This window comes from Streptomyces sp. NPDC058051, assembly GCF_042885475.1.
Classification (GTDB): Bacteria; Actinomycetota; Actinomycetes; order Streptomycetales; family Streptomycetaceae; genus Streptomyces.
On sequence record NZ_JBHVRW010000009.1, the window covers coordinates 184,402 to 205,460 of the forward strand.

Sequence of the window (21,059 nt, forward strand, 5' to 3'; positions counted from 1 at the left end):
CGGCCCGTACCGTGGTCGGTAGGGCCAAGAATCCCGTCCATGGGAGGAACCATGACCGCCGAGCCGATCACCGCGCACAGCTCCCGCTGGCCGGTGCCGCCCCAGGACGGATACACGGTGGACGACCTGTTCACCCTGCCCGATCTCCCGCCGCACACGGAACTGCTCGACGGGAGCCTGGTTTTTGTGAGTCCACAGCGGCGTTTCCACGCCAAGATGATCGATCTTCTGATGAACGGTCTGCGCGCCACTGTCCCGGTGAATCTGAAGGCGGAGCGCGAAATGACCGTGGTCCTCGACCGGCGCAACGGCCCCGAGCCGGACATCTCCGTCGTTCGCGCCGACGCCGTCACCGACCTTGACCAGACCCGCTTCCAGGCCGCCGATGTCCTCCTCGCTGTCGAGGTCGTCTCCCCCGACTCCGAGGCCCGTGACCGTGATGCCAAGCCGCAGAAGTACGCGGCGGCCGGTATCCCGAACTTCTGGCTGGTGGACATGGCGGGTACGGATCAGCACCCGGTGGTGCGGGTCTATGAGCTGGATCCGCTGTCCAAGGCGTACGCGCTGACCGGGATCCACCACGACCGGCTGAAGACCGGTGTCCCGTTCCCGATCGACATCGACATCACGCTGGACGCGCTCGACCGGCTCTGACGCCGGTCATTCCGCGCGGCTCCAGGACTCCACCGGTTCCAGGGACTCCAGCCGGTTGCCGACGGCGTCCGCGCAGACGCGCGCAGGGCGTCCTCCGGCCCTGCCGGGGCCGCCGGTCGGACGTGGTCGACAGCGGTGATCACCGCTCCTCCTTGCGGGCCACCGCGAAGATGCGGCGGAACGGGAGGACGGTGCCGTGCGGGCCTTCGGGGTAGGCGGTGCGGAGCAGGTCGCGGTATGCGGCGAGGAACACCTCGCGTGCCTCGGGATCGTCGGCCAGGGCGGTGAGGACGGGGCGCAGGCCGGTGCCCTTCACCCAGTCGAGTACCGGGTCCTCGCCGGGCAGGAGGTGCAGGTACGTGGTCTCCCAGACGTCCGCCGAGATGCCGGGAGCCGTCAGTGCGTCGAGGTAGGCGGCGGGACTGAGCACCGCGTCGGCGTGGCGCAGTGTGCCGGCCAGCCGGGACCGCCAGCGCGGGGACTCGGCGAGTTCCCGCATCAGGGCGTGGCTGGGCTGGTCGAAGTTGCCGGGGACCTGGAAGGCGAACGTGCCGCCGGGGGTGATCGCGTCCAGCCAGGCCGGGAAGCGGGCGGTGTGGCCCGGAACCCACTGGAGCAGGGCGTTGGAGACGATCAGGTCGTACGGCTCCGCGGGGGTCCAGGTCGCGGCGTCGGCCTCGGCGAAGTCGAGGAGCGGGCCGGCGTGGGCGCGGGCCCGCTCCAGCATCTGCGGGGAGTTGTCGTAGCCGGTGATCCGGGCCCGCGGCCAGCGGGCGGCGATCAGGGCGGTGACGTTTCCCGCCCCGCAGCCGAGGTCGGCGACACGGGGGGCGGGAGCGGCCGGGGGTTCGGCGACGCGGGCCAGGAGGTCGAGGAAGGGGCGGGTGCGATGGTCCGCGTGGCGCAGGTACTGCTGCGGATCCCAGGTGGGTGCGGTCATGGGTTCAGGATCACGTCATAATTATCTTGATGTCAAGACACTCGAATTCAAGAGACTTCATGTCGACAGACCCTCTACACTGATCCACATGGAGGACGAGGTCGACCGACTGGTCGCTGCATGGCGCCGCGAGCGCCCCGACCTCGACGTGGAACCGCTCGAGGTGCTCAGCCGCGTCTCCCGCCTGGCCCGCCACCTGGACCGGGCCCGCCGCATCGCCTTCGCCGAGCACCATCTGGAGCCGTGGGAGTTCGACGTACTGACGTCGCTGCGCCGCGCCGGCGCCCCGTACCAGCTCTCCCCGGGCCAGTTGCTCACCCAGACCCTGGTCACCTCGGGGACCATGACCAACCGCATCGACCGGCTGACCAAGAAGAACCTCGTCGAGCGGCTTCCCGACCCCAGCGACCGCCGGGGCGTCCTGGTCCGGCTCACCGCCGAGGGGCGCGACAAGGCCGACCAGTCGCTGGCCGGCCTGCTCGCCCAGGAGCGGGCCATTCTGAGCGAGCTCTCCGACCGGCAGCGCAGTGAACTGGCGGGCCTGCTACGCCAGTTGACCGCCCCGTTCGACAACATTCCCGGCTGAGCACCGGGGGCCGGGAAGCGCGCGGCGTCCGGCGCGGCGCGCCGGACGGCACAGGATCGCCTTCCTACGGGACGTAGCCGGGCGGGGCGACGCCGCGGCGAGGTGCCGTGCCGGGCGTCGCGAGCCGGTGGACTCTTCCGGTCACGGCACCAGCACCCGGCCCGGTTCCGCGTCCGCGGGCCCGACGCCCGCCCGCCGGGCCAGGGCGACCGCGGCCAGCGTCGAGTGCACCCCCAGCTTGCCCAGCACGTTCTGCATATGCGTACGCACCGTGTGCGGCGAGAGGTAGAGCCGCTCCGCCACCGCCTTGCGTCCCAGGCCGGCCACCATGCAGCGCAGCACCTCGCGCTCGCGCGGGGTCAGCGACTCGACCAGTTCCTCGCTCTCGGTGCGGTGCTTGCGGGCCGCCGTCAGCTCCCTGAGCACGCCCGTGAGCAGGGCCGGGGGCAGATGCGTCTCGCCCCGCAGCACTCCGCGGATGACCAGGAGCAGTCGTTGCAGCGAGCAGTCCTTGGCGACCCAGCCCGAGGCCCCGGCCTGGAGCGCCAGGGCGGCCCGGAGCGGATCGTCCTTCTCGGCGAGCACCACCGTGTGCACGGAGGGCCGGACCGAACGGACCCCGGCGACCAGCGAGATGCCGTCCATCGGGCCGCCCTCCCCGCTGCGGGGGGCCGGAACCGGAGCCTGGCGGCCTGCGGCAGCGGTCAGGACGCCCAGTTCGGCATCGACGAGTATGACGTCATAGCCTCGCCCCTCCGCGGCTGCCCGTTCCAGACACCGCAGCGCGGCGGGGCCGCTGCCCGCCGCCGCCACATCGACATCCGGCTCGGCCGCGAGCGCCGCTGCGAGAGACTCGGCGAAAATGCGATGGTCATCGACTACGAGAACCCGGATACGAACCACAGGCACCCCCATGCCGTGCTGTTGCTGGGCCACCCCAGGCCCGCGGAAGGGCCGCAACGGCGCGGGTACGGCCGCCCGGATCGGGGAGATGGACCGCGGTCCCACGGCCGCCGCCGTGTGTGGACCGCAACCCGCCCCGGGCGCCGTACCCGACTGTCTCGTACCCCTGAATCAGCACCGGCCCCCACCGGTGCTGTGCATCAGGGTAAGGCCGGGGCGCCGGTACCGAGGGCAATTCTCAGAACTGAAAGGCTGTGCTCCATAGGCTGTGGCACTTGTTCCGTCGTGCGACAGAAAGGGACAAAGAGCGGCACACCCTGGTGAGCCGGCGCCCGTGCGGCGGCAACCCGGCCGGTTCGCCCGCGCATCACGCGCCGCGCACCACCCACCGTGCGCCGCGCACCATCCCGCCGTGCGCCGCGCACCACGCATCACACGCCCTGCACCACACGCCCTGTGCCGCCCACCGCCCGGCCACCCGCCCGGTCAGGAGTCACCGGGTTCGTCCTGGCCCCGGGATCTCAGCCGATGCGGCGGGCGCCCGTCGACGGCACCGCGGGGAAGATCCGGGGCGTCGCGAAACCGGCCGAGGCGAACGCCTCCAGCACGGACTTGATGACCGTGTCCGCCTGCTCCTCGTCCACCAGCACGATCGCCGAGCCGCCGAAACCGCCGCCGGTCATCCGCGCACCGAGCGCACCGGCCTCGCCCGCCGCCGACACCACCAGGTCCAACTCCACGCAGGAGACCCGCAGATCGTCGCGGAGCGAAACATGGCCCGCGTCCAGCACGGGGCCCGCGGCCCGCACATCGCCCGCGTCGAGCAGCGCGATGACCTGCTCCACCCGCGCGTTGTCGCTGACCACATGGCGTACGTAACGGACCACGGACTCGTCGGCGCCGGACTCGGCCAGCGCGTCCAGGGCAGCGCCGAGACCCTCGTACGGCAGCTCGCGCAGCGTCCGCAGGCCGAGCGCGGCGGCCCCCGCCTCGCAGCCGGCCCGCCGCTCGGCGTACGCGCCGTCGCCGAGCGCGTGCTTGACCTGTGTGTCGACGACCAGCAGCCGCAGCCCGTGGGCGGCCAGGTCGAAGGGGACCTGGCGCTGGGTGAGGTCGCGGGTGTCGAGGTACAGGGCGTGGCCCTCGGTGCAGCAGGCGGAGGCCATCTGGTCCATGACCCCGCACGGAACGCCGACGAAGGCGTTCTCGGCGCGCTGCCCGATGACCGCCAGTTCCGGGGCGGAGAGCCCCAGTTCGAAGAGGTCGTTCAGAGCGAGTGCGGTGACGACCTCAAGGGCCGCGGAGGAGGAGAGCCCGGCGCCGGTGGGGACGGTGGAGGTGAGCTGGATGTCCGCCCCGGTGACCGGGTGGCCGGCCTCGCGCAGCGCCCAGACCACTCCGGCCGGATACGCGGCCCAGCCGTGCCCCTGGTGCGGCGCCAGCTCGTCGACCCGGAGCCGGACGACACCGCCCGGCACGTCGGTCGAGTGGAGCCGCAACTCGCCGTCCGTGCGCCGGGCGACGGCGGCCCGCGCGGTGTGCGGCAGCGCGAGCGGCATCACGAAGCCGTCGTTGAAGTCGGTGTACTCGCCGATCAGGTTGACCCGGCCGGGCGCCGCCCAGATCCCTTCGGGGGCACGCCCGTACAACTCGGTGAAGGAGGCGGTCAGCTCGGTGGAGGTGCCGGCCGGGTCGGTGGAGGTGGCGGTCGGATCGGTGGAGGTGGCGGTCGGGTCGGTGGAGGTGCCGGCCGGGTCGCTGTGCTCGGTCATGGCGCGGTGGGTTCCTCTCGGCGGGCGAACGTCCAGGCGTCGGAGACGATTCCGGTCAGGTCCGCGCGCGACGGGGCCCAGCCGAGCCGTTCCCTGGCGGTGGCGGCGGAGGCGACCAGCACGGCGGGGTCGCCGGCGCGGCGCGGGGCGGTGGTCTCGGGGACCGGGTGGCCGGTGACCTCGCGGACGGTCTCGATGACCTCGCGCACCGAGAAGCCGTTGCCGTTGCCGAGGTTGCAGATCAGGTGCTCGCCCGCGGTGGCCGCGTCCAGGGCCAGCAGGTGGGCCTCGGCGAGATCGGCGACGTGGATGTAGTCGCGGACGCAGGTGCCGTCGGGGGTCGGGTAGTCGTCGCCGTACACGGAGATCGACTCGCGCTGCCCGAGCGCGACCTGGAGCACCAGCGGGATGAGGTGCGACTCGGGGTTGTGCCGCTCACCGCAACTGCCGTACGCCCCGGCGACGTTGAAGTAGCGCAGCGAGACCGCGGCCAGTCCGTGCGCGGCCGCCTCGCCGGTGATCATGTGGTCGACGGCGAGTTTGGTGGCGCCGTAGGGGTTGGTGGGCGCGGTCGCGTCGGACTCCGTGATGGGGGTGGTGGCCGGTTCGCCGTAGGTCGCGGCGGTGGAGGAGAAGACCAGGGTCCGCACCCCGGCGTCCCGCATCGCGGCGAGCAGTGCCAGGGAGCCGCCGACGTTGTTCACCCAGTACTTCTCCGGGTCCGCGACGGACTCGCCGACCTGCGAGGAGGCGGCGAAGTGCAGGATCCCGTCGTAGGAGGCGTCCAGCCACTTCGCCGCGTCCTGGACGCGGCCCTCGATGAACTCGGCCCCGGCCGGGACGCCCTCCCGGAACCCGGTCGACAGGTCGTCGAGGACGGTGACCGCGTGACCGGACTCCAGCAGATGCTGGGCGACCACGCTGCCGACATATCCCGCGCCGCCTGTGACCAGGTACTTCTTCTGGGACTTGCTCACTCGCTCGCTACCTCTCGCAGTCGCTGGGCCGCGGCCTCCGGCGGCACGTCGTTGATGAACACGTTCATGCCGGATTCGGAACCCGCGAGGAACTTCAGCTTGCCGGAGGTGCGTCGAATGGTGAAAAGCTCCAGGTGGAGGCCGAAGTCCTCCCGTCCCGGGACACCGAACGGCGCCTGGTGCCAGGCCGAGATGTACGGGGTCGGCGGCTCTCCGGGGCCGAAGATCCGGTCGAATCGCCTCAAGAGTTCCAGATAGATCTGTGGGAACTCTGTGCGCGCCGCGTCGTCGAGCTCGCGCAGGTCGGGGACGCGGTGGCGGGGGTGGAGGTGGACCTCGTACGGCCAGTGCGCCGCGTACGGCACGAAGGCGATCCAGTGCTCGCCGCTGAGCACGATCCGCGAGCCGTCCTCCTCTTCGCGGGCCACCACGTCGTCGAAGAGGTTGCGGCCGGTCTCGGCCCGGTGGGCCGCCGTCGAGCGGAGCATCAGTTCGGTGCGCGGGGTGACGAAGGGGTAGCCGTAGATCTGCCCGTGCGGATGACCGAGCGTGACGCCGATTTCGGCGCCCCGGTTCTCGAAGCAGAAGACCTGTGTGACCTGCTTCAGCTCGGCGAGCTCGGCGGTGCGGTCGGTCCATGCCTCCAGGACCAGGGCGGCCTGGTCCTCGGTGAGGTCGGCGAACGACGCGTCGTGGTCGGAGGTGAAGCAGACGACCTCGCAGCGGCCGGAGTCACCGGCGAGCGACGGGAAGCGGTTCTCGAAGACGGCGACGTCGTAGTCCGCGTCGGGAATCTCGCTCAGTCGGCCGTCCTGCGAGGGGCAGAGCGGGCACTCGTCGACCGGGGGGTGGTAGATGCGGCCCTGCCGGTGCGAGGCGATGGCGACGCTGTCACCCAGGAACGGGTCGCGGCGGATCTCCGACGAGGTCGAGACGGCACCGAGGGGCCGCTGGTCGATCACGTCGCGCACGGTGTCGTCACGGCGGTCGTAGTAGATCAGCTCCCGACCGTCGGCAAGCCTCGTAACCGTCTTCTTCACCTGGTTCCTCCCAACATAAACAAACACAATGAATCACAAGTAAACATACGCGTCAATGACGTCCGTACAAGCAGGCGTGCCGGATCGGGGCGCGATCGCCCTCGCCGCCGGCCTGTCACCGGCGGTCGGTGACCAGTGGGACGTCGACGGCGGACCGTTCTACCTGGTGCTGGGAAGGGCACAGGTCCGGAACGTCGAACAAGCGTGCAGCTTGCCGGGTCAGCGCGGGCCGAACCATCGGCTGACGTGCCGGACGGTGAACGCGGGCCCGGCCGTCGGCTGACCCCGCCCCGGCCGTCGGGGCTGACCCTGACCGTCGGCTGACCCCGCCCCGGCCGTCGGGGCTGACCCTGACCGTCGGCTGACGTGCCGGACGGCAAGCGGGGCCCGACAGGGTCACCCGATGCCGTCGGCCCCCTGCTTGCCGTGCGGCGCCGCCCGGTCCAGCAGCCCCGTGCGGGCCGCGAGCGCCGCGGCCTCCAGCCGGGAGCCGACGCCCAGCTTCATCAGCACCCGCTGCACATGTGTACGCGCGGTGCTCGACGCGATCCGCATCCCGGCCGCGATCAGCCGGGTGTCCTCACCCTCGGCGACCCGCATCAGGACCTCGACCTCGCGCGGGGTGAGCATCCGGAGGAGCCGCTGCCCCTCGTCGTCCGGCGCCGCGGAGGGGTTGAGCAGTTCGGCGAAGGCGCCCTGAAGCAGCTGGGGCGCCACCGCGGCCTCTCCGGTGCGCGCCTTGACCATCGCCCGTTCGACGCCCTCCATGCGCTCGTCGTGCCGGACGTATCCCGCGGCGCCCGCGGCGAAGGCCGCCGCGATCCCGAGCGGGCTGGGCACGGGCCCGAGCACCACCACGGCCACCTGCGGGCGTTCTCGCCGGATCCGGACGATCGGGTCGAAGGCGCCGGGTTCGGCGGGTACCGCGGTGCCGAACAGGCAGACCTCCGGAGCCCTGCTGACCACCAGTTCCGCCGCGCCCGCGGTGGGCGCGGCTGCCGCGAGCACCCGGTGGCCCCGGAGTTTCAGCGCCGAGGCGAGCGCCTCGGCGAGCAGTCTGTGATCATCGACCACGATGAGCCGTACGCCCATCGAGCACACCCCCAAAGCAGCGGGGCCAGGCCCCCCGGCCCGCCCTGACCCGGCAAGCTACACGCTTGTTCGACGTTCCGGACCCCTTACCGGGCAGAAGACCCGCGGAGTGTCGGATTATGCGCCATTGAGGGCTGAACAGCAGACGGAAAACGATCGGCCCTGCCGGTCGATTGATCGACCGGCAGGGCCGTGTGGCCTGCGTCGGGTACGGCTCAGCTGGCGGAGAAGGCGACGACGAGGTAGTCCTTGTCGTCCAGCGAGCTCCCTCTCGGCTTGCTGACCGTCACCTGGGAGATGAACAGGTGGCCGGCGGAGTAGCGCATCTCCGAGTAGTCCGAGGAGAAGCTGTTCTCGGCGTCGCGGACGGACTCCTCGCCCGGGTTCTCCATCAGCACGGTCTGCTTGAAGGTGGCGCCGTCGATGGAGACGATCTGGCCGCCCTTGTCGTAGGGGGGCGTCTTGTACGCGATGATGTTGCCGCCGTCCATGCGGAGCGGGAACATCGTGTAGCGCTCGCCCGCGTCGGCCCGGTCGCTGGTCGGCTTGCCGGTGGTGAGGTCGAAGGAGACGATCTCGTTGGTGTCTCCGTACTCGCCGGTGCCCTCGTGGTCCTCGGTCGGCACGTAGATGCGGTTGTTGCCGACGGCCAGCTTCTGGCAGCTCTCGACCTCGGTGGTCCTGCAGCGCGCGGCGTACTTCTCGCCGTCGGCCGCGATCCTGGTGAGGAGCTTGCCCGTGGAGGCGTCGATCGAGAAGAAGTCGGAGATGCCGCTGCCGTCACCGGCGGTGTCGCCGACGTCGGCCGCGACGACGAGCGGCTTGGTGGAGACGATGCTCGCGTAGTCGACACCGGGCGGCATCTTGTACGAGGAGATCGGGGCTCCGGTGGTCGGGTTCAGCGCCTGGATGACGAGCTGCGGGTCGTCGTACGTACCGCACTTGCGGACGACGGCGAGCGCCTCGCCACCGGCGTATCCGGTGTCGTAGCAGCCGTCGGCGGAGACCTTGGGCTTCCAGCGCTCGGCGCCGGTGGCGAGGTCGAACGCCACGCCGCCCTCGGTGCCGGCCGCGGCGACCGTGGTGCCGCTGAGCGTGATCTCCTCGTACCTGAGCGGCTGGTCACCGCTGGTGGCGGCGGTCACCGACTTGCTCCACATCATCTTGCCGGTGTTCAGGTCTATCGCGCCGACCTGGTTGCACGGCTGGTACTTCTGGGCCTTGGTCGGCTTGCCGGCCTCGAAGGCGATCGCCGTCTTGTAGTCCTTGGACATGTGCCGGGAGGCCGCGCAGAGCTGGCCCGCCAGCGGGATGGACCACAGCTTGGTGCCCTTGGTCAGGTCGTAGCCGACGATCTCGTTCACGCCGGTCTTCACGTACGCCTTGTCGGTCAGCCAGGAACCGTCGACCGTGGTGATGTCGTCGACCTTCGGCTCGGGCAGTCGGAAGGCGAGCTTGGACTTGGTGTCCGCCGGCGCCTTCTCCGTGCCGCCGCCTCCGACGGCGCCGCCCTGGCCGCCGTCCTTGCCCTCGGTGGAGCCGCTGGACTGGGACGCCTCCTCCTTCTTCTTCCCGTCGTCACCGTCGCTGGAGGAGAACCAGATGCTGCCGGCGACGATCAGCACCACGGCGACGGACGCGGCGACGATGATCTGCATCTGGGTGGTGAACTTCTTGCCCCCGTTGCCGTTGCCGCTGCCGTTCTGCTGCGGCGGGTACGGCTGCTGCATCGGGGCGGTCGGGTAGCCGTACCCCTGTTGCGGCGGCTGGCCGGGCGGCAGGCCCTGCGGGAAGCCGTAACCCTGCTGCGGCTGACCGGGGACGGGCGGCTGCGGGTAGCCGTAACCGGGCTGCGTCGGCTGCCCCTGCGGGTAGCCGTAGCCCGGCTGTGTCGGCTGCCCCTGCGGATAGCCGTACCCCGGGGCCGGCTGCTGGGGCGGGCCCGCGGGGGGCGGGGTCTGCGGAACGCCCGCGGGGGGCGGGGTCTGCTGCTGGCCGAACGGGTCGGCGGGCGGCGGGGTCGGGGCACCGAACCCGCCCGGCGGCGGATCCTGCGGGGCACCGAACCCGCCCTGGGACGGGGTCTGCGGTGCGCCGAATCCGCCCTGGGGCGGCTCGTTGGACGGCTGGGGGGGCTGCGTCATGGCGTACGTACCTCTGGGGGAAAGGGAGTCGGTGGGGCGGTGAACCGTCAGTTGCCGAAGGCCATCATGGTCTTCGTCTCCAGCTCTTCCTTGTCGTTGCGCGCGCTGACCCGTCCGCTCGCGATGAAGGAACGGCCGTCCGCGTAGACGATCTTCTCGTTGTAGAAGGAGCTCTCGATCCCGGCCGTCGACGCGGGGTGCTTCAGCACCATCTGCACCGTGCCGCCGGTCGGTGCGAGGGTGGCGATCCCGCCGCCCTCGTTGTACCTGGCCTCCACATAGAGCAGCACGTTGCCGCCCTCCATACGCAGCGGCTTCACCGTGCGGTCGGCCGGAGCGGCGGCCTTCCACTTGGTCTTGCCGGTGTTCAGGCTGAACGCCACGACCTTGTTCGTACGGGCGGTGCCGCTGGAGTCGGGCGAGGTCGACATGTAGAACGTGTTGGCGTCGGCGGCGACACCGGTGCAACCGTCCAGCGGCTTGCCGAAGATGTTGAGGGTGCTGCCGCAGTCCGGCGCGAACGTGTCGCCCTTGTCACTGGTGATTCCGGTGCGGAGCGTGCCGTTCTCCTTGAGGGAGAGGATGCTCCACTCCTTGTCCTTCTTCAGGGAGACCACGAGCGGGCTCACCGAGTAGACCCGGTCGATCTCCCACCCGCGCTTCGGCTGGTACGTCCACCGGGGCTTTCCGGTGACGGGGTCGAGCTCCTGGATCTGATGCTGCGGATTGTCGACGTCGTCGGTGCGGCAGCTGGAGGCGGCGATCAGCTTGGCCCCGCCCGCGAAGGCGAACGGCTGGCAGTCGCCCGACTGCTTGCCGAACAGTTCCTTGCCGTCGCTGACCCGGTAGGCGTTGGAGTTGCCGGTGCGGCCGGCCGTCACGGTGTCGCCGCTGATGGCCAGCGATATGTCCGACATCATGTCCCAGACGCCGTTCTTCTTGATCGACTTCTTCCAGCCGGCCTTGCCGGTCTTGAGGTCGATCATCTGGAGGTCCGCGCAGTTCGCCTTGTCGGTGGTGCCGTTCTCGACCCCGATGACGATCTTGCCGTCGGTGGTGGGCTGCGAGGGCGCCGCGCACAGGTCGGCGGGCAGCTTCAGCGTCCACTTCTGCTTGCCGTCGGCCACGGAGTAGCCGGAGATCGAGCGGTACATGCCCTTGACGACGGTGTCACCGACGACCCAGGGGCCGTACACGTACGAGCCGTTGCGCGGCAGGTCGATGTCGTTCTTCTGCAGCCAGAGAACCTTCGCTTCGCCCTTCTGGCGACCGGCGTTGAGGTCGTCGTCGGCCTCGCGGCCGTCGCCGCTGCCGTCGCCCTCGTCGACGGAGGGCGAGACGCTGGGCTTGGCTTCCTCGCTCTTCCCCACGACGGGCTTCTTGTCGTCGTCGCCCCCGCTCGTGGCGAAGAAGATGCCGCCGCCGATCACCAGGAGTGCGGCTGCCGCGGCGCCGATGATCAGCGCGGGCTTGCGCTTGGCGGAGTTGCCGCCGCCCGGGCCTGCGGGCGCCGGTGCGCCGGGGTACTGCTGTTGCGGGAAGCCGAGACCGGGCTGCGTCGGCTGGTTGTACGGACCCGGCTGCTGGTTGTACGGACCCGGCTGCTGACCGTACGGCCCCGGCTGCTGGTTGTACGGTCCGGGCTGCTGGGGATAGCCGTAACCGGGGGCCTGGCCCGGCGCCTGACCGGGCGTCGGCGGGTAGCCGTAACCGGGCTGCGCGGGCGGCGGAGTCTGCGGCGGACCGGCCTGCGGCGGCGGAGTCTGCGGCGGTATGCCCGGCGGAGGGCCCGCCTGTGGCGGCACGTTCGGCGGCGGCCCCTGGGGCGGCAGCGGCGGCTGAGGACTCCCCTGCGGCGGCCCCTGCGGCGCGCCGAAGCCTCCCTGCGACGGTTGCTGGCTGGGTGGCTGGGTCATCAGCACGTCCCCCTTCGTGCGGTCCGGTGCCCGTTCCGATCTCCCCCGCGATTCCGCAGGACGGCGAGAGGTCCGGCAAGACCCCCTGAAATCCCCGGAAAGGAGCGAATCGGGCATGGTTCCCGCGGCATTACGACAGTCGAGCGGGGCTTCTTTGTACCACCCGCAACGCCTTGGGCAGCGGGGCGGTCCGCCCCCTGTTCCCAAGGGAGAACCGCCCCGTGATGCCGTCGTTACGCCGAAGCCGTCAGCTGCCGAAGACCGCTATCGACTTCATCGACTTCTCGGCCTCGTCGTCGATCCCGCTGATCCTCGCGTGCACGAGGAAGCAACGCCCGTTCAGATAGGCGACCCTGGAATCGAAGAAGCCGCGCTCGACCGTGGCCGCCGCCGCCGGGTGCCGCAGCACCATCTGCACCGTGCCGCCGGTCGTCGGGAGGGACGCGATGCCGCCGCCCTTGTTCTTCGCCGCGGACACGTACATCAGCAGCCGGCCGTTCTCCGTCCGCATCGGCATGACGGTCTGACCGGCCGGGGCCGCGGCCTTCCACTTCGCCTTGCCGGTGTTCAGGTCGAAGGCGACGACCTGGTTGGTGGGGCTGGCCTCGGACGGGTCGGGCCTGGTCGCCAGATAGACCGCCGAGTCGTCGGCCGCCACCCCGAGGCAGTTGTCGAGGTTCTTGCCCACGCTGACGAGATCGGAATCGCACTTCATCCGGTAGTCGTCGGTGCCGCCGACCAGTTGGGAGCGGTAGGTGCCGTTGTCATTGAGGACGACGACCGCCCACTTGTCCTCCTGTTTCAGGGAGACGACCAGGGGGCTGACCGAGTAGAACTGCCCGACCTGCCAGCCCTTCTTCACCTTGTACGTCCACTGGACCTTCCCGGTGACCGGGTCGATCCGCTGTACCTGCTGCTCCTTGTGGTCGTCGGCCGCCGTCTGGCAACTGGTGGCGGCGATCGCCACAGGGCCGCTGGCGAACCCGAACGGCTGGCAGTTGCCGGGAAGTTCGTCGAAGAGCGCTGTGCCGTCGCTGACCCGGAAGGCATTCGTCCTGGTGGTGCGCCCCACGGTCACGGTGTCACCGTTGATCGCCATCGCGACGTCGGAGAGCTCGTCCCAGGCGCCCCGGCGTTTGTACGTCTTGTGCCAGCCGGCCTTGCCGGTCGTGAGGTCGACCATCTGGAGCGCGTCGCAGTACGCCTCGTCCCCGCTGCCGGACTGGACGCCGAAGACGATCTTTCCGTCGGCGGTGGCCTGCGAGGGCGCCCCGCACAGGTTCGACGGCATGCGCAGGCTCCACTTCTGGCTGCCGTCGGTGACCGAGTAGCCGGAGACCGTGTGGAACATGGCCTTGACGACGGTGTCTCCGACGAACCAGGGGCCGTACACGTCCGAGCCGTTGCGCGGCAGGTCGACGCCGCCCTCCTGGAGCCAGGCGACCTTCGCCTCGCCCGACGTGCGCTGGGCGTTGAGCGCGTCGGCCTCGGCACGGAGGTCGTGCGCGCCCTCGTCCTGGTCCTCCGTCTTGCTGCCCGTGGGGGACGGCGCGGGGGCGCTGCTCCTCTTCGTCAGGGGCTTCGACGGGTCGTCGTCCCCGCTCGTGGCGAACCAGATGCCGCCGCCGGCCAGCAGCACCACCGCGAGCGCGGCCCCGATGACCGCCCCGCGCCTGCCCCGGAAGAACCCTCCGCCACCGGACTGCGGGGGCTGTTGCGGCTGGTGGCCGTATCCGGGCTGCGGCTGCCCCGGGGGGCCGTACGGGCCGGACTGCGTGGGGGCGTCGAACAGCCCCGGTCGCGTGGGAGCGTCGTGCGGGCCCGGCTGGACGGGCGTGCCGTACGGGCCGGCGGCCTGGGTGGGCGTGCCGTAAGGACCCGGCGGCTGGGGCGTGTTGTACGGGCCCGCCGCCGGAGCGGGTGTCCCGTACGGGCCGGCGGCCGGGGTGGGTGCCCCGTACGGGCCTGCCGACTGGGCGGGTGGCGGCGGCGACGGCTGGGCCGGTACCGGCGGCGGGTCGTACGGAGCCCCGAAGCCTCCCTGTGGCGGTTGCTGGCCGGGCGGCTGGGTCATCAGCACGTCCCCCTTCGTGCGGACCGGTCCGGCCTCCGCGCCTGCCCTGCGCCTGCGCCTGTGCCGGGCGGACTCTCTTTCTACCACCCGCCCCACAGGCCACTCTGGTCACACCCAGGGCACCTCGATGCTCAGGCGTCCTCGGCCAGTTCCAGCCAGCGCATCTCCAACTCATCGCGCTCCGCGACCAGTTCGCGCAGTTCCGCGTCCAGCTTGGCCACCTTCTCGAAGTCCGTGGCGTTGTCCGCGATCTGTGCGTGGAGCCCGGTCTCGCGTGTGGAGATCTTGTCGAGCTGCCGCTCCACCTTCTGCAGTTCCTTCTTGGCAGCGCGCGCGGCCTGCGGGGAGACGGCCGTCGCCGGCGCCGCCTTCTCCTTGGCCGCCGCGGGTGCGGCGGAGGGCGTGGCCTCCTCCTCCATCCGCTGCCTGCGCTCCAGGTACTCGTCGATTCCGCGCGGCAGCATCCGCAGCGTGCGGTCGCCGAGCAGCGCCATCACGCGGTCCGTGGTCCGCTCGACGAAGAACCGGTCGTGCGAGATCACGACCATCGATCCGGGCCAGCCGTCGAGGAGGTCCTCCAGCTGGGTCAGGGTCTCGATGTCGAGGTCGTTGGTGGGCTCGTCGAGGAAGAGGACGTTCGGCTCGTCCATCAGCAGGCGCAGGATCTGGAGCCGGCGCCGCTCACCGCCCGAGAGGTCGCCGACCGGGGTCCACTGCTTCTCCTTCGAGAAGCCGAACTGCTCGCAGAGCTGGCCCGCCGTCATCTCGCGGCCCTTGCCCAGATCCACCCGGTCCCGTACCTGCTGGACCGCTTCGAGCACCCGCAGGTTCGGGTTGAGCTCGTGCACCTCCTGGGAGAGGTAGGCCAGCCTGACGGTCTTGCCGACGACGATCCTCCCGGCGGCGGGCTGGGTGTCGCCCTGGGTGCGGGCCGCCTCGGCGAGCGCCCGCAGCAGCGAGGTCTTGCCCGCGCCGTTGACCCCGACCAGACCGATCCGGTCGCCGGGGCCGAGCTGCCAGGTGAGGTGGGTGAGCAGCGTCTTGGGGCCTGCCTGGACGGTCACGTCCTCCAGGTCGAAGACGGTCTTGCCGAGCCGGGCGTTGGCGAACTTCATCAGCTCGCTGGTGTCACGCGGCGGCGGCACGTCGGCGATCAGTTCGTTGGCGGCCTCGATGCGGTAGCGGGGCTTGGAGGTGCGGGCGGGGGCGCCGCGGCGCAGCCAGGCCAGCTCCTTGCGCATCAGGTTCTGCCGCTTGGACTCCTCGGTCGCGGCGATCCGCTCGCGTTCGGCCCGCGCGAAGACGTAGTCGCTGTAGCCGCCCTCGTACTCGTGGACCGTGCCGCGCTGGACGTCCCACATGCGTGTACAGACCTGGTCGAGGAACCAGCGGTCGTGGGTGACGCAGACGAGTGCCGAGCGGCGGGCCCGCAGGTGGCCGGCCAGCCAGGTGATGCCCTCGACGTCGAGGTGGTTGGTCGGCTCGTCGAGGACGATCAGGTCCTGCTCGGCGATGAGGAGCTTGGCCAGCGCGATCCGGCGCCGCTCACCGCCGGAGAGCGGGGCGATGACGGTGTCCAGGCCGTGCTCGAAGCCCGGCAGGGCGAGGCCGCCGAAGAGCCCGGTGAGCACATCGCGGATCTTCGCGCTGCCCGCCCACTCGTGGTCGGCGAGATCCCCGATGACCTCGTGACGGATGGTCGCTTCCGGGTCGAGCGAGTCGTGCTGGGTGAGGACGCCGAGGCGCAGCCCGCCACTGTGGGTGACGCGACCGCTGTCCGCCTCCTCCAGCCTGGCGAGCATCCGGATGAGGGTCGTCTTGCCGTCGCCGTTGCGGCCCACGACACCGATCCGGTCCCCTTCGGACACGCCGAGGGACACGCCATCGAGCAGGGCACGGGTGCCGTACACCTTGCTGACCTGCTCGACATTGACCAGATTGACGGCCATTTCACTCCTGCCCGGGGGTTCGATCGACTTCCCAGGGTACGGGGCCGCCGGTGGCGGGATGTCCGCTCGCCCTTGTCCCTCTTCTCTCCCCAGACGTACACTTTTCTGTACGTACAGAATTCTGTACGTACACCTGGGAGGCGCCCATGCGGACCATGACCTACACCGAATCGCGGGCGAAGTACGCCGAGACCCTCAACGCGGTCGTCGACGATCGCGAGGAGGTCATAGTGACGCGCGCCGGACACGACCCGGTGGTGATCGTCGCACTCGACGAGTACGAGTCCCTGAAGGAGACCGCCTACCTGCTCCGGAGCCCCGCGAACGCCCGCCGTCTGCTGGCCTCGATCGAGCGCCTGGAGTCCGGCGCGGGCATCGCGCGGGAGTTGGCTGAGTGAAATTCGTCTGGGACGAGTCGGCCTGGGAGGACTACGTCTGGTGGCAGGCGCAGGACCGGAAGATCCTCAAGCGGATCAATACGCTGCTGCGGGACGTCGCCCGCAACGGGAATGAGGGCATGGGCAAACCGGAGCCCCTCAAGCACGGTTTCCAGGGGTTCTGGTCCCGCCGGATCACCGATGAGCACCGGCTCATCCACAAAGTCGTGGACGAGGAGGTCCGCATCGCCGCTTGCCGTTACCACTACGGCCGGTAGCGGCGGGCGGCTGCGGCGTCAGACGACCGTGGCGCCCGGCGCCGGGGAGACCGTTGCCCGTGCGGTGCGGCACGTCCCTGACGTGATCAGCGCCTCGGCCACCTTTCGTGCCGACTCCTCGTCCGCCACCAGGAACGCGGTGGTGGGCCCGGAGCCCGAGACCAGGGCGGCCAGGGCACCGGCTCCGGAGCCCGCGGCGAGGGTGTCGGCCAGGGCGGGGCGCAGGGAGAGCGCGGCGGGCTGGAGGCCGTTGCTCAGGGCGTCCGCGAGGGCGGCGGTGTCACCGGTCCGCAGTGCGTCGAGGAGCGCGGCGGACGCGGCGGGTTCCGGGACGTCCGTACCGGCCGTGAGCCGGTCGAACTCTCCGTAGACGGCCGGGGTGGAGAGCCCGCCGTCGGCGACCGCGAAGACCCAGTGGAAGGTTCCGCCGACGTCGATCGGGGTCAGCTGCTCGCCGCGTCCGACGCCGAGGGCCGCGCCGCCGACCAGGCTGAACGGGACATCACTGCCCAGCTCCGCGCAGATGTCGAGGAGCTCCTGCCGGGTGGCGCCGGTGGACCAGAGGGCGTCGCAGGCCAGCAGGGCTGCCGCACCGTCGGCGCTGCCGCCGGCCATGCCTCCCGCGACGGGGATGTCCTTGGCGATGTGGAGGTGCACATCCGGCGCGATGCCGTGCCGCTCGGCCAGGGCCATCGCGGCACGGGCGGCGAGGTTGGTCGCGTCCAGGGGGACCTTCGCGGCGTCCGGCCCCGAGCAGGTGATGCGCAGCTCGTCGGCGGGGGTGGCGGTGACCTCGTCGTACAGGCCGACGGCGAGGAAGACATTGGCCAGGTCGTGGAAGCCGTCGGGGCGCGGGGCGCCGACCGCGAGCTGAACGTTGACCTTGGCGGGTACGCGGACGGTGATGCTCACGCGCCGCTCCCGGAGGGCTGGGTGTCGGTGGCCCCGGAGGCATCGCCCCCGGCGGAATCGGAGGCGGTGTCCCCGGAGGCGGTGTCCCGGGCGGACTCGGCGCCAGGGGCTCCGGACGGTTTGTGCTCGGCGATGGCGGCGAACTCCTCGACCGTCAGGGCCTCGCCGCGGGCCTGTGGCGAGATCCCGGCGGCGACCAGGGCCGCCTCGGCGGCGGGTGCGGAGCCCGCCCAGCCGGCCAGGGCCGCCCGCAGCGTCTTGCGTCGCTGGGCGAAGGCCGCGTCGACGACCGCGAAGACGTCGGTCCTGCTCGCGCGGGTGGCGATCGGCTCGGTGCGCCGGACCAGCGACACCAGACCGGAGTCGACGTTCGGGGCGGGCCAGAAGACGTTGCGGCCGATGGCCCCGGCCCGCTTGACGTCGGCGTACCAGTTGGCCTTCACCGACGGCACGCCGTAGACCTTGTTGCCCGGCTTCGCGGCCAGCCGGTCGGCGACCTCGGCCTGGACCATGACGAGGGTCCGCTCGATGGACGGAAAGCGCTCCAGCATGGTCAGCAGGACCGGCACGGCGACGTTGTACGGAAGGTTCGCGACCAGCGCGGTCGGAGCCGGGCCCGGCAGTTCCCGGACGAGCATCGCGTCGGAGTGCACCAGGGCGAACCGGTCGGCGCGCTCCGGCATGCGGGCGGCCACGGTGTCCGGCAGGGCGCCCGCCAGGACGTCGTCGATCTCGACGGCGACGACCCGGTCCGCCGCCTCCAGCAGCGCCAGGGTCAGCGAGCCGAGCCCCGGACCGACCTCGACGACGACGTCGTCCGGGCGGACCTCCGCCGTCCGCACGATCCTGCGGACCGTGTTGGCGTCGATGACGAAGTTCTGACCGCGCTGCTTGGTCGGGCGTACGCCCAGCCTGGCGGCCAGCTCGCGGATGTCTGCGGGGCCCAGGAGGGCGTCGGGCTCAGTGGTGCTCACCCGGTAAGCCTACGGCGGCGGCGCGGCCGGGGGCCCCGCCCCCGTCGTGCGTGCGGTGTCCCCGCCCGGCCGCCGGGGCGTGGCACCGTCAGTAGTCGAATGCGCGAGCGGTGTTGTCGAAGACGGCCGACGCCAGGGTGTCCTCGTCCACGCCCTTCACCTCCGCCATGGCACGCAGCGTGACCGGGATCAGGTACGGCGCGTTGGGGCGTCCGCGGTAGGGGGCGGGGGTGAGGAAGGGGGCGTCCGTCTCGACCAGGACCAGTTCCATCGGCGCGACGGCCAGCGCGTCGCGCAGCGGCTGGGCGTTCTTGAAGGTGACGTTGCCCGCGAAGGACATGAAGTACCCGGCGTCCGCGCAGGTTCGAGCCATGTCGGCGTCGCCGGAGTAGCAGTGGAACACGGTCCGCTCGGGCGCGCCCGCGTCGGCGAGGATGCGCAGCACGTCCGCGTGTGCCTCGCGGTCGTGGATGACGAGCGCCTTGCCGTGCCGTTTGGCGATCTCGATGTGGGCGCGGAAGGACTCCTCCTGCGCGGCCATGCCCTCGGGGCCGGTGCGGAAGCGGTCGAGCCCGGTCTCGCCGACACCGCGTACGTGGTCGAGTGCGGCCAGCGTGTCGATCTCCGCGAGTGCCTCGTGCAGTGCCGCCTGCCCGCCGCCCTCGCGCGCCCCTTGCCGCGACCAGCCGTCGGGGTCGCCGTGCACGAGGCGCGGCGCCTCGTTGGGGTGCAGCGCGACCGCCGCGTGCACGTTCGCGTGCGCGGCGGCGGTCTCGGCGGCCCACCGCGAACCGGCCACGTCGCAGCCCACTTGGATCACGGTGGTCACATTGACCGCCGCGGCCCTGGCCAGGCTCTCTTCGACGGTTGCGTCCTGCATGTCCAGGTGGGTGTGCGAATCGGCGACCGGTACCCGGAGGGGTTCGGGCAGCGGCGGGGCTTCGGTACGGCTCATGAGGACGATCGTACGAGCACCGGACCGGTGGCCCCCCGGTGGAAGCCGGTGCCCTACCTGCGGTGGAAGGGGTGCAGCAGATCGGACAGGTGCCAGGGGTGCCCCGCGCCACCGGGTGCGACGGCGGCGGCCTCGCCCTCGGGGGCGTCGGTGGCCGGGTTCGCCCGCCGCGTCCGCCGTGGGGTGCGGAGGAGTTCCTGGACCGTCGAGACGCGGCCGGGCCGCATGATGCGGACCACGTGTCCGCCACAGTTCGTGCAGGTCGGCGTGGAGAGGGGTGAGGGCACCCGTTCGCCGTCGGCCTTGTATATGACGAAGTGGTTGTTCGAGACGTCGACGTGGTGCTCTATCTCGTAGGCCTGTTCCCAGCCGTGTCCACACCTCATGCAGGCGAAGGCATACGCCTCGTGCACGGTGGTTGCTGCGCTCTCACTCATGCCTGCTCCTTTGGTCCGCTGGACAAGCACTCCGAAGAATGTGTCCGTGGTCCAGTGGACGCCCTCACCGGCGAGAGCGCATCAGGCCTGTCGAGTGTTGGAGCGGATTTGGCCTTCTCGTGGCAGAAAGCCCTGGTGCGCGGCTCCCGCTTTGCCTTTCAGGATAGTCCTTTGCCTTCCGCCGGGCCGGTTCTCGCCGCGTTCTTTGCGGCGACGACCGCATCGAAGACCTCACGCTTGGGCAGCCCCGCGTCCGCGGCGACGGCGGCGATGGCTTCCTTGCGCCGCTCCCCCGCCTCCTCGCGCACCCGCACCCTGCGTACCAGCTCCGCGGCGTCCAGTTCTTCGGGTCCGGAGTCGGCCGCGCCCTCGACGACGACGGTGATCTCGCCGCGTACTCCTTCGGCCGCCCACGCCGCCAGCTCGCCCAGCGGGCCGCGCTTCACTTCCTCGTACGTCTTCGTCAGTTCCCGGCACACGGCCGCCCTGCGGTCGCTGCCGAAGATCTCGGCCATCGCCGCGAGGGTGTCGTCGAGCCGGTGCGGGGCCTCGAAGAAGACCATGGTGCGGCGTTCGTCGGCGACCTCGCGGAGTCTGCCGAGCCGTTCGCCCGCCTTGCGCGGCAGGAAGCCCTCGAAGCAGAACCGGTCGACGGGCAGCGCGGACAGGGCGAGGGCGGTGAGCACGGCGGACGGGCCGGGGACCGCGGTGACCTTGATGTCCTGCTCGACGGCTGCGGCCACGAGCCGGTAGCCGGGGTCGGAGACGGACGGCATTCCGGCGTCCGTGACCAGCAGGACACGGGCGCCGCCGGTCAGTGCCTCGACGAGTTCGGGCGTACGGGCCGACTCGTTGCCCTCGAAGTAGGAGACGACCCGCCCCGTGGTGTGGATGCCCAGCGCCTGGGTGAGGCGGCGCAGCCGCCGGGTGTCCTCGGCGGCGACGACGTCGGCCGTCTCCAGTTCGGCGGCGAGGCGGGGCGGGGCGTCCGCCACGTCGCCGATGGGGGTTCCTGCGAGTACCAGCGTTCCAGTCGTTCCAGTCACATGAGTCATCCTCCCAGCACGGGCGACAGCACT

At 71.2% G+C, this 21,059-nt stretch carries 19 protein-coding genes; 4 read left to right on the top strand and 15 right to left on the bottom strand.

Annotated features, from left to right (window positions below; genetic code table 11):
• Positions 1–51 precede the first annotated feature (51 nt).
• Positions 52–654 carry a Uma2 family endonuclease gene (locus tag ACFVUT_RS17025; protein ID WP_389649282.1) on the top strand — a complete coding sequence of 201 codons (603 nt, stop codon included), beginning with the start codon at positions 52–54 and terminating at the stop codon, positions 652–654.
• A gap of 139 nt (positions 655–793) precedes the next feature.
• Here the strand turns inward: ACFVUT_RS17025 and ACFVUT_RS17030 are convergent, their stop codons facing one another.
• Positions 794–1,594 (bottom strand): trans-aconitate 2-methyltransferase, encoded by an 801-nt coding sequence (locus tag ACFVUT_RS17030; RefSeq protein WP_389648858.1) that lies wholly within the window; start codon positions 1,592–1,594, stop codon positions 794–796.
• A gap of 88 nt (positions 1,595–1,682) precedes the next feature.
• Between ACFVUT_RS17030 and ACFVUT_RS17035 the strand changes: the two genes are divergently transcribed.
• Complete coding sequence (locus tag ACFVUT_RS17035; protein WP_389648855.1) at positions 1,683–2,180, top strand: MarR family winged helix-turn-helix transcriptional regulator; 498 nt, start codon at positions 1,683–1,685, stop codon at positions 2,178–2,180.
• A 141-nt stretch (positions 2,181–2,321) separates the two neighbouring features.
• On the opposite strand, the gene ACFVUT_RS17040 is transcribed toward ACFVUT_RS17035, so the two are convergent.
• The 9 genes from ACFVUT_RS17040 to ACFVUT_RS17080 all read right to left on the bottom strand — a co-directional run bounded on the left by ACFVUT_RS17040 (position 2,322) and on the right by ACFVUT_RS17080 (position 16,047).
• A complete protein-coding gene (locus ACFVUT_RS17040) occupies positions 2,322–3,095 on the bottom strand; it encodes a LuxR C-terminal-related transcriptional regulator (RefSeq protein ID WP_389648852.1) in 774 nt (257 codons plus the stop codon).
• Positions 3,096–3,604: 509 nt separating this feature from the next.
• Positions 3,605–4,855, bottom strand: coding sequence for a galactokinase (galK, locus tag ACFVUT_RS17045; protein WP_389648849.1), 1,251 nt, complete (start codon positions 4,853–4,855; stop codon positions 3,605–3,607).
• A complete protein-coding gene (gene galE, locus ACFVUT_RS17050; RefSeq protein ID WP_389648846.1) occupies positions 4,852–5,832 on the bottom strand; it encodes a UDP-glucose 4-epimerase GalE in 981 nt (326 codons plus the stop codon). The genes galK and galE overlap by 4 nt, the downstream gene beginning before the upstream one ends.
• Positions 5,829–6,872, bottom strand: a complete 1,044-nt coding sequence (gene galT / locus ACFVUT_RS17055; RefSeq protein WP_389648843.1) for a galactose-1-phosphate uridylyltransferase — start codon at positions 6,870–6,872, stop codon at positions 5,829–5,831. Before galT ends, galE begins: the two co-directional genes overlap by 4 nt.
• 396 nt (positions 6,873–7,268) lie before the next feature.
• Positions 7,269–7,964, bottom strand: a complete 696-nt coding sequence (locus ACFVUT_RS17060) for a response regulator transcription factor (RefSeq protein WP_389648840.1) — start codon at positions 7,962–7,964, stop codon at positions 7,269–7,271.
• 215 nt (positions 7,965–8,179) lie between these two features.
• Positions 8,180–10,108, bottom strand: a complete 1,929-nt coding sequence (locus tag ACFVUT_RS17065) for a PQQ-binding-like beta-propeller repeat protein (RefSeq protein WP_389648837.1) — start codon at positions 10,106–10,108, stop codon at positions 8,180–8,182.
• A 47-nt stretch (positions 10,109–10,155) separates the two neighbouring features.
• Positions 10,156–12,024, bottom strand: a complete 1,869-nt coding sequence (locus tag ACFVUT_RS17070; protein WP_389648834.1) for a PQQ-binding-like beta-propeller repeat protein — start codon at positions 12,022–12,024, stop codon at positions 10,156–10,158.
• Positions 12,025–12,271: 247 nt separating this feature from the next.
• Entirely contained in the window at positions 12,272–14,098 is a 1,827-nt protein-coding gene (locus ACFVUT_RS17075) for a PQQ-binding-like beta-propeller repeat protein (RefSeq protein ID WP_389648831.1), read from the bottom strand.
• A 131-nt stretch (positions 14,099–14,229) separates the two neighbouring features.
• On the bottom strand, positions 14,230–16,047 hold the full coding sequence (locus ACFVUT_RS17080) for an ABC-F family ATP-binding cassette domain-containing protein (RefSeq protein WP_389648828.1): 1,818 nt from the start codon (positions 16,045–16,047) through the stop codon (positions 14,230–14,232).
• A 146-nt stretch (positions 16,048–16,193) separates the two neighbouring features.
• On the opposite strand from ACFVUT_RS17080, the gene ACFVUT_RS17085 reads away from it, so the two are divergent.
• Both ACFVUT_RS17085 and ACFVUT_RS17090 read left to right on the top strand, forming a co-directional pair.
• Complete coding sequence (locus ACFVUT_RS17085) at positions 16,194–16,445, top strand: type II toxin-antitoxin system Phd/YefM family antitoxin (protein ID WP_389648825.1); 252 nt, start codon at positions 16,194–16,196, stop codon at positions 16,443–16,445.
• Positions 16,442–16,702, top strand: a complete 261-nt coding sequence (locus tag ACFVUT_RS17090; RefSeq protein WP_389648822.1) for a Txe/YoeB family addiction module toxin — start codon at positions 16,442–16,444, stop codon at positions 16,700–16,702. The genes ACFVUT_RS17085 and ACFVUT_RS17090 overlap by 4 nt, the downstream gene beginning before the upstream one ends.
• Positions 16,703–16,720: 18 nt before the next feature.
• On the opposite strand, the gene ACFVUT_RS17095 is transcribed toward ACFVUT_RS17090, so the two are convergent.
• The 5 genes from ACFVUT_RS17095 to rsmI all read right to left on the bottom strand — a co-directional run bounded on the left by ACFVUT_RS17095 (position 16,721) and on the right by rsmI (position 21,035).
• Positions 16,721–17,614: a 4-(cytidine 5'-diphospho)-2-C-methyl-D-erythritol kinase gene (locus ACFVUT_RS17095; RefSeq protein ID WP_389648819.1), complete on the bottom strand. Its 894-nt coding sequence runs from the start codon at positions 17,612–17,614 to the stop codon at positions 16,721–16,723.
• On the bottom strand, positions 17,611–18,588 hold the full coding sequence (gene rsmA, locus ACFVUT_RS17100) for a 16S rRNA (adenine(1518)-N(6)/adenine(1519)-N(6))-dimethyltransferase RsmA (protein ID WP_389648816.1): 978 nt from the start codon (positions 18,586–18,588) through the stop codon (positions 17,611–17,613). Before rsmA ends, ACFVUT_RS17095 begins: the two co-directional genes overlap by 4 nt.
• A gap of 88 nt (positions 18,589–18,676) precedes the next feature.
• Positions 18,677–19,543 (bottom strand): TatD family hydrolase, encoded by an 867-nt coding sequence (locus tag ACFVUT_RS17105; RefSeq protein ID WP_389648813.1) that lies wholly within the window; start codon positions 19,541–19,543, stop codon positions 18,677–18,679.
• A 53-nt stretch (positions 19,544–19,596) separates the two neighbouring features.
• Positions 19,597–19,980 (bottom strand): hypothetical protein, encoded by a 384-nt coding sequence (locus ACFVUT_RS17110; protein WP_389648810.1) that lies wholly within the window; start codon positions 19,978–19,980, stop codon positions 19,597–19,599.
• Positions 19,981–20,138: 158 nt separating this feature from the next.
• Positions 20,139–21,035 (bottom strand): 16S rRNA (cytidine(1402)-2'-O)-methyltransferase, encoded by an 897-nt coding sequence (gene rsmI / locus ACFVUT_RS17115; protein ID WP_389648807.1) that lies wholly within the window; start codon positions 21,033–21,035, stop codon positions 20,139–20,141.
• Positions 21,036–21,059 lie beyond the last annotated feature (24 nt).